Source organism: Bifidobacterium longum subsp. infantis ATCC 15697 = JCM 1222 = DSM 20088, assembly GCF_000269965.1.
GTDB lineage: Bacteria > Actinomycetota > Actinomycetes > Actinomycetales > Bifidobacteriaceae > Bifidobacterium > Bifidobacterium infantis.
Genome location: NC_017219.1, coordinates 2,049,087 through 2,061,550 on the forward strand (window position 1 = coordinate 2,049,087; position 12,464 = coordinate 2,061,550).

Annotated in this window: 10 protein-coding genes; all 10 read right to left on the minus strand. The window is 63.4% G+C overall.

Annotated elements, in window-relative coordinates:
* Positions 1–42: 42 nt before the first annotated feature.
* The 10 genes from argJ to BLIJ_RS09820 all read right to left on the minus strand — a co-directional run bounded on the left by argJ (position 43) and on the right by BLIJ_RS09820 (position 12,420).
* Positions 43–1,218, minus strand: a complete 1,176-nt coding sequence (gene argJ, locus BLIJ_RS09775; RefSeq protein ID WP_007051168.1) for a bifunctional glutamate N-acetyltransferase/amino-acid acetyltransferase ArgJ — start codon at positions 1,216–1,218, stop codon at positions 43–45.
* Positions 1,215–2,309: an N-acetyl-gamma-glutamyl-phosphate reductase gene (gene argC / locus BLIJ_RS09780; protein WP_041982070.1), complete on the minus strand. Its 1,095-nt coding sequence runs from the start codon at positions 2,307–2,309 to the stop codon at positions 1,215–1,217. The genes argJ and argC overlap by 4 nt, the downstream gene beginning before the upstream one ends.
* A gap of 98 nt (positions 2,310–2,407) precedes the next feature.
* A complete protein-coding gene (locus tag BLIJ_RS09785) occupies positions 2,408–3,094 on the minus strand; it encodes a hypothetical protein (RefSeq protein WP_012578168.1) in 687 nt (228 codons plus the stop codon).
* A gap of 30 nt (positions 3,095–3,124) precedes the next feature.
* Positions 3,125–5,734 (minus strand): phenylalanine--tRNA ligase subunit beta, encoded by a 2,610-nt coding sequence (pheT, locus tag BLIJ_RS09790; RefSeq protein ID WP_012578169.1) that lies wholly within the window; start codon positions 5,732–5,734, stop codon positions 3,125–3,127.
* Between the two features lie 7 nt (positions 5,735–5,741).
* Complete coding sequence (gene pheS / locus BLIJ_RS09795) at positions 5,742–6,809, minus strand: phenylalanine--tRNA ligase subunit alpha (RefSeq protein ID WP_012578170.1); 1,068 nt, start codon at positions 6,807–6,809, stop codon at positions 5,742–5,744.
* 53 nt (positions 6,810–6,862) lie between these two features.
* The gene (locus BLIJ_RS09800; RefSeq protein ID WP_012578171.1) at positions 6,863–7,741 is read right to left on the minus strand and encodes a TrmH family RNA methyltransferase; all 879 of its coding nucleotides are present in this window, start codon (positions 7,739–7,741) and stop codon (positions 6,863–6,865) included.
* A 112-nt stretch (positions 7,742–7,853) separates the two neighbouring features.
* Positions 7,854–8,681, minus strand: coding sequence for an energy-coupling factor transporter transmembrane component T family protein (locus tag BLIJ_RS09805; RefSeq protein ID WP_012578172.1), 828 nt, complete (start codon positions 8,679–8,681; stop codon positions 7,854–7,856).
* Positions 8,678–10,153 (minus strand): ABC transporter ATP-binding protein, encoded by a 1,476-nt coding sequence (locus BLIJ_RS09810; protein WP_012578173.1) that lies wholly within the window; start codon positions 10,151–10,153, stop codon positions 8,678–8,680. Before BLIJ_RS09810 ends, BLIJ_RS09805 begins: the two co-directional genes overlap by 4 nt.
* The gene (locus BLIJ_RS09815; protein WP_014485061.1) at positions 10,153–10,752 is read right to left on the minus strand and encodes an ECF transporter S component; all 600 of its coding nucleotides are present in this window, start codon (positions 10,750–10,752) and stop codon (positions 10,153–10,155) included. Before BLIJ_RS09815 ends, BLIJ_RS09810 begins: the two co-directional genes overlap by 1 nt.
* A 300-nt stretch (positions 10,753–11,052) precedes the next feature.
* On the minus strand, positions 11,053–12,420 hold the full coding sequence (locus tag BLIJ_RS09820) for a dipeptidase (protein WP_012578175.1): 1,368 nt from the start codon (positions 12,418–12,420) through the stop codon (positions 11,053–11,055).
* Positions 12,421–12,464 lie beyond the last annotated feature (44 nt).

Below are 12,464 nucleotides of genomic sequence, written 5' to 3' on the forward strand. Positions count from 1 at the left end.
CTATCGCTGCCGGCTGCTACAAACAGCCCACTGGGCTGTTTGTCAGCTTTCGTAGTCGGCGTTGATGTGGACGTATTCGTGGGTGAGGTCGTCGGTCCAGACGGTGGCCTGCGCACTCGAGCCGGTGTTCAGGTCGATGTCGATGTGGACTTCGCGCGGGGTCATGTCGACCTCGCTACGGTCGCGGCCGGCGCCGCCGTTCTCGCAGATGCGCACGCCGTTGACGTCCACGGTCACCTTGTTCGAATCGTAAGGCGCGACTTCAGGCGGCACAGTGCCCAGGGAGCTGACGATGCGGCCCCAGTTCGGATCGTTGCCGGAGATGGCGCACTTGAGCAGGTTCGAGGCGGCGACGGCACGACCACAGGCAAGTGCCGCGTCTTCGCTGGTGGCACCGGTGACGGTGATACGGATGTCGTGGGAGGCCCCTTCGCCGTCGCCGATAATCTGGCGGGACAGGGATGCGCAGGCCTCACGCACCAGCTTGTTGAATTCGTCCTTGTCCGGTTCGACGCCGGAGGCACCGGAGGCGAGCAGCAGGACCGTGTCGTTGGTGGACATGCAGCCGTCCACGTCGATGCGGTTGAACGAATGTTCGGCGGCCACGGCGAGTGCGGCCTGCATCTGGCCGGCGGAGACGACCGCATCGGTGGTGATGACGCACAGCATGGTGGCCAGCTGCGGGGCAATCATGCCCGAGCCCTTGACCATGCCGCCGATCTTCCAGCCGTTGGAGCCGGTCAGTTCGACCGTCTTCGGCTTGGTGTCGGTGGTCATGATGGCGTGGGAGGCGTCGGCGCCGGCTTCGGCGGTGGCGGCAAGAGCCTCATGGGCACTCTTGGCACCAGCCAGCACGTTGTCCAACGGCAATAGTTCACCGATGAGACCGGTGGAGCAGACAGCCACATCATTCGGTTCGGCGCCGATGAGACCGGCGACCGTTTCCGCGGTGGTGACGGACTGGGCGTAACCGGCCTCGCCGGTGCAGGCGTTGGCACCGCCGGAGTTCAGAATCACGGCCTTGACGTGACCGTCGGCGACGACCTTACGGCTCCATTGCACCGGGGCGGCACAGAAACGGTTCGAGGTGAACACGCCTGCAGCCGCGTCGAGTGGGCCGTTGTTGACCACGAGGGCCAAGTCCTTCTTGCCTTCGACGGATGAGATACCAGCCGCCACGCCGGCGGCGGAGAAACCTTGTGCAAATGTAACGCTCACGGTGCTACTCCGATCTTGGTCAGGCCCGCGTCTTCCGGCAGGCCGAGTGCGATGTTCAGTGATTGGACCGCTTGTCCGGCGGTGCCACGGTTGAGGTTGTCGATGGCGGCAAAAGCGTAGATGCGGCCGGCCTTGCGGTCGGTGACGACCTGCAGGTGGGCTGCGTTGGATCCGATGATGTTGCCGGTGGCGGGCAGTGTGCCCTCGGGCAGCAGCACCATGAAGTCCTGGCCTTCATAGGCCTTGGCCCATACGGCGCGAATCTCCTCATCGCTCAGTGCCTTGGCCTTGTCCGTCATGCGGGCGGACACGGTGGCGAGGATGCCCCGGGACATGGGGGCGAGAATCGGCGTGAAACCGAGCGTGAATTCGCTGGCTTCGGCCGCGCGCTTGCCGGCCGCGTGGGCGAAGTTCTGCAGGATTTCGGGAATGTGGCGGTGCTTGCCGCCCACCGAATACGGCAGGGCGGATTGCAGGGCCTCGGCGGCAAGCAGGTTGGTGCGCTTGAGATTCTTGCCGGCACCCGAGTATCCGACGACCAGATCGGCCACGATATCCTGCGATTCAACCAGTCCTTCGGCGATGCCGGGCTGGAGGGCCAGCGTGGTGGCGGTGACGTTGCAGCCAGGGCCTGCGATGCGCTTGGTGCCAGGAAGCGCCGCACGCTGGCGGGTGTAGGAGCCGTCCGCGGCTTTGCCGGTGATGAGCTCGGGCATGCCGTAGTTCCAATGCTCATAGAAATCGCCGCCGTAGAACTCATCCCAAGCGGCCTGTTCTTCGAGGCGATGGTCGGCGCCCAAATCCACAACCACGGCATTCGGATCGAGCTGCGAGGCGAGCTTGCCCGAAGCACCGTGCGGCAGTGCGAGGATGATAACGTCATGCCCGTTCAGCACTTCGGGCGTGGTATCTTCAACGGACAGATTGGCCAGTTGGGGAATATGCGGCATGTGCTTGGCCATCGACTCCCCCACTGAGGAATGGCCTGCCACGCAGGTGATGTCGAAGTCGGGGTGCGCGGCCAGAATGCGCAGCGCTTCACCGCCGGCATAGCCCGTGGCACCGGCCACGGCCACTGTATATTTCGCCATACTCATCTCTTTTCACTGATGTGTCTTCGGATGAGTATACGCGATTATGCAGACTATTGCATATTTATGCAGTGGGTGTGTTGGTATGTGAACGCCACTTATGCGGAGATGGAGTCGGAGGAGGAGCCGGTGCCGCCGGTGAGTTGCTGGAGGGCTTCCTGGTAGAGGCTCATGGCGTCATAGCCATTGAAGGCCATCCAGATGACGGCGATGGTGTATAGCACGTTGATCACCACGGCGGCCACGGCCAAACCGAAGCCCTTCATATGGAAGGTGCGCGTGCGCCACATTGCCACCGCGCCCATCAGTGCCGAGAGCACCGGCACAGGGAAGAACAGGGCGAGGATAAAGGAGATGATCGCATACGAATCCCAGTGCCCGTAGAGCGGGTTCTGGTTTGGATCGTTCAGATCGATGCCGTGGTAATAATGCGGCTGGTGAGGCTGACCGTTCGGCTGTTGACCATACGGCTGGCCCTGCATGCCCGGGTACCCGCCCGGATATGCGCCCGGACCGGACTGTTGGCCGCCTTGAGCATACGGCCAGCCGCCCGCCTGCTGATTGCCAGGCCACGGCGTCTGCTGACCGTACGGCTGGCCGGCCTGCTGGGATTGCGCCGCGCCACCGTTGATGCCAGCGGCTGCGGCGGAATCCTTCTTGGTATCAGGCTCGGGAGCGCCATAAATATACGGGTTGTAATTCGGCCCGTATTGGCCAGACATAGCACCATATTCAGGCTGCTGGTACTGCCCGTATTTCGGCTTGTCCTGCTCCGGTTGGCTCATGACGCTCCTCGATTCGGATGATTGGTTGGGTCAGGCGCGCAGCTGGGCGCCGATTTCGGCGGCCTCAGCCACGATGGCCTTGCGGATGGCGTCGCTGTCTTCGGCGGACAGCGTCTTGCTCGGCGAACGGAACACCACCGCATAGGCCAGGGACTTCTTGCCCTCGCCCACCTGTTCGCCGGTGAACACGTCGAACAGTTCGATGGATTCGAGGTTCGCGCCGGCGGCCTTGCGAATCACGTTCTCAAGCTGGCCTGCGGTCACGGTCTCGTCCACGGTGAAGGCCAAATCCTGCTTGACCGGCGGGAACGTGGAGATCGGCTTGGCCTGGACGGGCTTGCCGGTCAGCGTGGCGAACAGCGCGGTGAGGTTCAGCTCGAAGGCCGCGGAATGGGCCGGGAAGCCGAGCGCCTCGTTGACGCGCGGGTGCAGTTCACCAACCCAGCCGGTGAAGACGTCGCCCACCATGACGCGGGCGACGCGGCCGGGGTGCCATTGGACGGGCACATCGTCGGCGGCGGGCTGGTCGAGTTCGATTGCGGCACCGATACGGCCGGCGATGCGGCGCACGGCCTCGACGGCGTCGGACCAGTCGACCGGGCGCTTGCCGCCCATCCAGCCGTCGTCCTCGGCCAGACCGGTCAGGATGCCGGCCACATGGTCGGGCTGTTCGGGCAGACCGGCGTCAAGCGCAGCGAGCTGTTCGTCGGTGGGGCGCACGCCACCGGGCAGTGCCGGGATGGCGGGCGCATCCGGATCCCACAGGTAGACGTGGCCGAGTTCGTACAGGGACACGTTTTCGATGCCGCGGCGGATGTTGCGCTGCACGGTGGTGGCCAGGGTCGGCAGAATCTCGCGACGCAGGTACGGACGGTCGCCGTAGAGCGGGTTGGCGATCTCGACGCTGACCTTCTTGGTGGCTTCCGGGTCGAAGCCGAAGGCCTTGTAATCGTCGTCGCCCACGAACGGGTAGCTCAGCGATTCGACCATGCCGAACTCGGCGAGCTCGTCCGCCACGCGACGGCGACGCTGCTGGTCCGGGGTCAGGCCCACCAGACCCTCGACCGGTGCCGGCGGCACGGTAATCGGAATCTGGTCGTAGCCGACCAGTCGGGCAATCTCCTCGACCAGGTCGCACGGCTCGTTCAAGTCCGGGCGCCAGCTCGGCGCGGTTACGGCGAACTCGCCGTTGCCGCCGCCGGCCACCGTGCAGCCAATGTCGGTCAGGATGTCGGAGATGCGGTTGATGTCCACGTCGAGGCCGGCCACGCGGGCCACTTCGGAGGCCTTGAAGTGGATGACCTTGGCGCGCGGCGTGTTGTTCACGTCGTTCGGGTGTTCGCTGGGCTCGCCGTTGCCGTACTTGGCCATGAGCTCGGCGGCCATCTGGGTGGCGGCGGGCTGCAGCGCGGTGTCGACGCCACGTTCGAAGCGGCGGGAGGCCTCGGATGGAATCTTGTGGCGACGGGCCGAACGGGCGATGGTCACCTGATCGAAGTGCGCGGCCTCCAGAAGAATGTTCTTGGTGTCGGCGGTCACTTCGCCATACAGGCCGCCCATCACACCGGCAAGACCGAGGATGCGCGAGCCGCGTTCGCCGTTCGGCGAATCGGTGATAAGCAGATCTTCGACGCTCAGGTCATGTTCCTTGCCGTCCAGGGTGGTGAGTTTCTCACCCTCGTTGGCGCGGCGCACGACAATCGGGCCTTCGAGCTTGTCGAGGTCGTAGGCATGCATCGGCTGGCCGAGGTCAAGCATCACGTAGTTGGTCACGTCCACGGCCAAGGAGATGGAGCGCATACCGGCGCGGATCAGGCGACGACGCATCCAGTTGGGCGTGTGGGCGTTGGGGTTGAAGTCCTTGACGATGCGCGCGTAGTAGCGGTCGCAACCGGGCACGCCGTGAATCGGATTGTTATCGTCGATTTCAACATCGATGTCCACCGGGGTGCCGGGCTGGTAGTCAGCAGGTTCCGGGGCCTTCTCGTTGAGTGCCACGGCCGGATCGGTGTAGACGGCACCGGTGGAGTGGTGGTATTCGCGGGCCACGCCACGGTAGGACAGCGTGTAGCCACGGTCCGGGGTGATGTTGATCTCAAGCAGAGGCTGGTCGAGGTGCAGCAGGTGCATGGCGTCCTGACCAGGCTTCAGAGCCTCGTATTCGGCCTCGGAGAAGCCGTACTGACGCAGCAGGATGATGCCGTCGTGGCTGTCTCCCAGACCCAGCTCACGTTCGGAGGCGCACATGCCGTTGGAGATGTGGCCGTAGGTCTTGCGCGGTTCGATCTTGAAGTCGCCGGGCAGCACGGCACCGGGCAGGGTGACGACGACCTTTTCGCCGGCCTTCATGTTGGGCGCGCCGCAGATGATGCCGCGCGGCACCTTGTTGCCGTCTTCGTCGGTCTCGTTCCATTCGTCGCCGCAGTCCACGTGGCACCAGTTGATGGTCTTGCCGTTCTTCTGCGGTTCGGGGGTGGCGTCGACCACGTAGCCGACCACAATCGGGCCGGTCACCTGGGAGGAGTGAATCTCCTCTTCCTCAAGACCCACCTTGACAAGGTCCTTGGCGAGCTGTTCGTAGGTCAGGCCTTCAGGAACCTCGACATGGTCCTTGAGCCAATCGATATCAATCATAGGCATGGCTGAATCACTCCCCCATCACAAACTGTTCGGCGAAACGCACGTCGCCTTCGACCAGGTCGTGCATGTCGTTGATGTCGCTGCGCAGCAGGAGCGTGCGCTCCATGCCGACGCCGAAGGCGAAACCGGTGTAGACGTCCGGGTCGATGCCGGCGGACTTCAGCACGTTCGGGTTCACCATGCCGCAGCCGCCCCACTCGAGCCAGCCGGGGCCGCCCTTCTTGTCGGGGAACCACAGGTCGAGTTCGGCGCTCGGCTCAGTGAACGGGAAGTAGCTCGGGCGCAGGCGCGTCTTGGCTTCAGGGCCGAACATGGCGACGGCGAGCTTGTCCAACACGCCCTTCAGGTCGGCCATAGTAAGGTGCTTGTCGACGGCGAGGGCTTCGCACTGGTGGAACACCGGAGTATGGGTGGCGTCCAGCTCATCGGTGCGGAACACACGGCCCGGGGACGCGATGTACAGCGGCACGCCACGGGTCAGGAGGGCACGGACCTGATCGGAGGAGGTCTGCGTACGCACCACCATGTTGGAGCCGACGAAACCGGCGGCGTCCTTGGCCTGATTGCCCTTGACGTAGAAGGTGTCCTGCATCTGGCGGGCCGGATGGTCCGGGCCGAAATTCAGGGAGTCGAAGTTGTACCATTCGGCTTCGATTTCCAGGCCGGAGGAGATCTGCCAACCCATGGAGATGAAGAAGTCCTCGACGTCCTCCATCAGCTTAGGCAGCGGGTGACGGGCGCCCAGAGGCTTACGGTTCACCGGCAGCGTCATATCCACGGTTTCGGCGGCAAGCGCGGCCTTCTCGGCGGCTTCCTTGAGCTCGACCTCCTTGGGACCATAGGCACGGCCGAAGTCGGCGCGCAGCTTGCCCATGAGCTTGCCGGCTTCCTTCTTCTGGTCGGCGGGCAGGGAGCCAATGGCCTTGCTGGCCTTGGTCATCGCCGAATCGGCACCTGCGTACGTCGTCTTGATGGCCTTGAGCTCCTCCAGGTTGGAGGCGTTCTGGATTTTCTCGATGCCCTCGGCAACCTCAGCGGTCACCTGGTCGGCGTCGAACACCATTTGTTCTGCCACGAGAACCCTTTCGTCTGATGTTTTCTCAGCGTTTCACAGCGTTTTTACCGGTTTCACATTCTTTCAACATGACCCGACATAGACAGCGACATCAGCATCACCGCGGCCGAGGTGCCGAGGTTCAGCGATTCGGCCTTGCCATAAAGCGGGATGGAGACGATGCGGCCGCAGCGCGTGAGGATGTCCGGTTCCAAGCCACGCGCCTCATTGCCGAACAACACGGCTTTCGGAGCCTCGACCGCCGCCTTGTCCGCCAGTACTGCGGGCAGGCTTTCCGGCTTGCGTTCTTCGGTGCCGTATACGTCGGCGGCCCAGACGTCCAAATTATGGTCGCCTGTCCAGGTGAAGAATTCGTCGGTGCTCATGGCGAGTACCGGCAGATGGAACAGGGAGCCTGCGGTGGAGCGGATGACCTTGGGGTTCAGCACGTCCACGCAGTCGTCCACGAAGAGTACGGCGTCACAGCCGGCCGCATCGGCCGCACGGATCACGGTGCCGGCGTTGCCCGGGTCGCGCACCTGCCAGAAGACGGCAATCTGCGGGGCCCGACCGTTCTTGCCAAGTTCGACGTCATCGGCACCGGCGTGCATGGACTCGGCATTGCCGACGGCCGCGATGCCTTGGGCGTCCGGACTGATGCGGTGCATCACGTCGCCGGTGCAGTAGTGCACATAAATCGTGGCATCCTGCGAGGTTTCGACGATCTTCTCCAACGCGGAGGAGATGATACGCGGATGTTCCAGCGCCTGCGAAACCTCTACATACAGGTCCCGCACCACGTCCGGCCGCCAAGTGACGGCCTCGCGCACGGATTGCGGGCCTTCGATAAGAAAACGGCCCGAACGTTCGCGGCCTTTGGTGCGGGTCAGATCGGCGATGTGGCGCACGCGGTCGGATTTCGGATTATCAAGAATCTGGGCGTTGATGGGCATAGCCACTACCCTACTGCCGGGGCATTACGTCAGTCGTGGCTCGCTCCCCGCTGGCGGAGGCATCGTAAGCCTTTCAAGCACCCTGAAAGGCACTGTGCCAGTCTGCCGCCTTTCAGGCACCCTGAAAGGCGAAGTGCCAATTCCCGGTGCCGACGGCTACGCCTATGGAGGCCAGCGGGACGGCCAGACAGATGACGTAGAAGATCCAGTCGACAGGCTTCAGACGCGAGATGCGGGCTTGGGAGCGTGGGGCGCCGGAGCCGAAGCCGCGCGCTTCCATGGCGGTGGCAAGTTTGGTGGCGCGCCGGATGGAGAGCACCAGCAGTCCGAACGCTTGGGAGAGGGCACGGGCGATGGCGTTACCGTCGCCAAGGCCGCGCGAACGCTGGGACAAGCCGAGTGCGCGCCAATCTTCCTGCAGCAGCGTAAACATGCGCAATCCAGCCAACCCGCCGTATACGAATCGCGGTGAGAAGTGCAGAATCTCGACCAAACCGTCCGCCAAATCAGTGGGATCGAGGCCCAGGGCCAGAATCACGCCGGGTACGGCAATGGCCGCCACCCTGATAGCCGTGGCGATGGCCAGATTAACGGATCCCTCGCTGATCACAATCCAGCCGCCCTGCCACAGGATCTCGCCCGAGGTGCGGCCGTAGAGAAACACGGAGATAAAACTGCCGGCGACGGCGATCCATACCGGCCAGGTCTTACGGCATACGGTCCACGGAGCCACGCCACCAATCCACAGCAGCACGAATTCGATGCCGAGCGCCGTAGACGCGGATACCACATCCAGACTGATGAACATCGGAATACACAGCAACAGCGCACCGATGATGCGGCTGACCGCGTTGATGCGCGCGATAAACCATGAGGGCGATGAGGCTTTGACCGGCTCCACGCGCGTTTCCTGCGGACTGACGATTACCACGTCACTCATGCCTTCGCCTCCTCGAACATCACACGTCGTGCGCCCAGCGCATCCACCAGCGCCTCATCGTGCGTCACCATGATCACGCACGAGCCTTGATCGCGGATGGCGGCAATCAGCTTGACCATCTCATTCCACGTACTGAAATCCTGTCCGAATGTCGGCTCATCCATCACCAACACTTTGGGTGCGGCGGCCAGCATGGAAGCCACGGACAGTCGCCGCTTCTCCCCGCCAGACAAGGTATACGGGTTGGCTTTGGCGAAGCGCGTGAGATTCATCTGCTCAAGCATGCGGTCGGCGGTCTGATAAGCCTCGTCTTGGCTCTGCCCCATCGACTTGGGGCCGATGGCGACTTCGTCACGCACGAAATTGGCAGCGAACTGGTGCTCGGGCTCCTGGAACACCATGCCGATACGGCCCAGCAGTTCCTTGCTTTTCCAGTCGATTGGCTCACGCCCGGCATGCGCGGGCTTGAGGTTGTCGGCGATGAGCACCTTGCCGGCGATAGGCTCGAGTAGCCCGGCCAAGGTCAAGGCCAAGGTCGATTTGCCCGCGCCGTTCGGACCCATCAGAGCCGTTACTTCGCCGGGATAAAAATCCAGATTGACACCAACGCCAAGAGCGGTTCCACGGCCAAAGCTTAAGTTCTCAGTGCTGAGCACCGGCGCATCGTGCGCAGGCTCCTGCTTCGGTGAGTAATCGGGAATCGCACGGCCCGGCACCCACGCGCCACCGGCGGCCAATACGTCGCCCATCTCGGCGAACACCTCGTCCGGCTTGCCGTCGGCAATGACCGCACCCGTGGGCGAACTTGCATCGGGTCGGCCGAGCACAATCACGCGATCGACCAGATCGAGCCATACATCGATATGATGTTCGACCACAACCATGGTCTGTCCGGTGTCCTCGATGGCCTTTTTGACCGCGTCATGCACTTCGACCACGCCTTCGGGGTCGAGGTTGGCGGTCGGTTCGTCCAACAACAGCAGACCGGGCTTCATAGCCAGCACGCCGGCCAACGCGAGACGTTGGCGCTGACCGCCGGACAGATGGCGGGTGGACCGATCCAGTTCGAGTCCGCCGAGTCCCACCATATCCAATGATTCGCGCACTCGCTGCCGAATCTCCTCGCGCGGCACGTTGAGGTTTTCGCAGCCGAAGGCCGCGTCATCGCCTAGTCGTTCAAGAATGATCTGCGAGTCCGGGTCCTGAAGCACCAGTCCCACGCGGCCTCGCGCCTCGCGCGCATCGACGCCATCGATGGTGAGCGAGCCCTCCTGCTCGCCTTCCTCATCGCCGCCAAGTACGCCTGCGAGACCGGCCATCATCGTGCTTTTGCCCGCGCCCGAAGCGCCAAGCAACAGCACACGTTCACCTGGCCGGATGGTGAAATCGACGGCACGCAACGCGAAATCCTTGCGCGTCGCGTGCCGCCAGCCCCAGCCGCTGGCCCTGACCGCGGCCGGATCGACCTGCATCAGACCCGCGCCTTGCCGCGTCCGGACTCGAAGCGCTCCAGAGCACCGGTGGCGGCGAGCGCGCGGGACAGATACCAGACCACCACGCCGGCGATCACGACGCCGGAGATGATGGAGCCGACCAAGTACCAGGTGACGCGCAGGCCGTTCCAGCCCGGGTTGGTGGCCCAGTAGTAGGCCCAGCAGCCCACGCCGGCGAGCGCACCGGACAGGATGGTGGTGCCGATGTTCCACTTCTTCCAGGCGAAGACGGCGAAGGCAATTTCGGCACCCAGACCCTGGATGATGCCGACGATCAGCGAGCCGCCGACGCCCCACTGGTTGCCCAGCGTAAGTTCAAGGAAGGCGGCGAGGGTTTCGGCGAACAGTGCGGCACCGGGCTTGCGCACGATGATTGCGGCGAGCGGGCCGGCGAACAGCCAGAATCCGTTGAGCAGACCCTCGAAACCGGGGGTCACGCCTTCGAACAGGGCCAGCGGGGCGGAGCAGACAATGTCCCAGCCCCAGAAAATGACGCCGGATGCGACGGCGATGATTGCGGCGACGACGATATCGACGACGCGCCACTTGTAATTGGCTTTGGCCACAGCTTCAGTCATGAATGCGCCTTTCTTCTGCTCGTACGCAGGCCGGACATACATGGATATATGTACGCACATGATGCACATGTTCGTGGCCACGCGCAGGTTGGTTCAGGCACGGGTGGGTAAGAGCGACATTTCCGTGCGCCGGCATTATCCGGTCACGTTCCATCGGTCGAGACTATGTGTCTCCTCTCAGCCGCCTAACGGCAGCTCCCGTGTCAACTCCCCGACTATAAAGCAAGCCGCCGTCAAAGGCAATAGCCACATCTGTGACCTACCGGACGGCGGCTCGCTACCATTACCGATACGGTTCGGCTACTTGCCGAGCTTGTCCAGCAGCAAAGCCTCGGTGATCACGTTGTTCTTGAGGCCGGGCAGGGAGATGGACTCATTGGGGCTGTGGGCGTTGGCCTTCGGGTCTTCGGGACCGGTGACCAGCACCTGAGCGTTGGGGAAAATGCGCTGCAGTTCGGGGATGAACGGAATGGAGCCGCCTTCGCCCTTGTTGATGGGCTCAACGCCGAAAGCCTCGGTCATGGCTTCCAGCGCGTCCTTGGTGGCCACGGCAGTCGGGTCCATGGCCCAGCCCATGCCGTTTTCGCCGCGTTCGACAGTGACCTTGGCACCGAACGGCGCGTGGGATTCGAAGAATGCAGCCAGTGCTTCCTGCGCTTCTTCAGGGCGCTGGGTGGGCGCGGTGCGCAGCGACAAACGGAAGCGGGTCTCCGGGGCGATCACGTTGAAGGATCCCTCGACCGGGTGGGCGTCGAAGCCGATCACGGTCACGGACGGCTTGGTCCACAGGCGTGAGGCCAGCGAACCGGTGCCGGCGAACTCGTAACCGGCCACCACGCCGGAATCCTCGCGCACAGTGGTTTCGTCAAGGTCGTGCTGCAAACCGCCGATCGGCTCTTCCGCGGCCACGCCGGGTACGGCCAGATCGCCGTTCTCGTCATACATGGAAGCGATGAGCATGGCGGCCAACGTATTGGAGTCGAGAATCGGGCCGCCGTACTGGCCGGAGTGCACCGGATGCTCAAGGCCCTGCACGGTCACGTCCACACAGGTGTTACCGCGCAGCGAGGTGGTCAAAGAAGGAATGTCCGCCGACCAGTTGCCGGAATCAGCCACGATAATCACGTCAGCGGCGAATTCGTCGCGGTGAGCCTCGATGAAGGGAATGAAGCTTGGCGAACCCATCTCCTCTTCGCCTTCGATGAACACTTTGATATTGACGTTGAGGTCGTCGCCCAAGGCCTTCAGCGCACCGGAGTGGATAGCGATGCCGCCGCCGTCATCGGCGGAGCCACGGCCGTAAAGGCGGCCGTCGATTTCGGTGGCCACGAACGGGTCGGTGTCCCATTCGGCCGGGTCCGGAACAGGCTGCACATCGTGATGGGCGTAGAGCAGCACGGTGGGGGCGTCCGGAGAAACGATATGCGAGCCGATGACCTCCCATGCGCCCGGAGTGCCATCGGCATTGGAAGCCTGGACCACCTTGGCATCCACACCCACGAGGCGCAGTTCGTCTGCCACGAATTCAGCGGAGCGCTTCATATGTTCGGCGGTGATGCCCTTGGCGGAGATCGACTGCAGCGCGACCTTTTCGGCCAGCACCTTGACGATGCGGTTCCAATCGGTTTCGACGCGCGAACGAATCTCGTCAGCGGTGAACGTTGCCATGATGATCCTCCTTTATATATGTGCGTGAGCGGCGTCATTGCAAT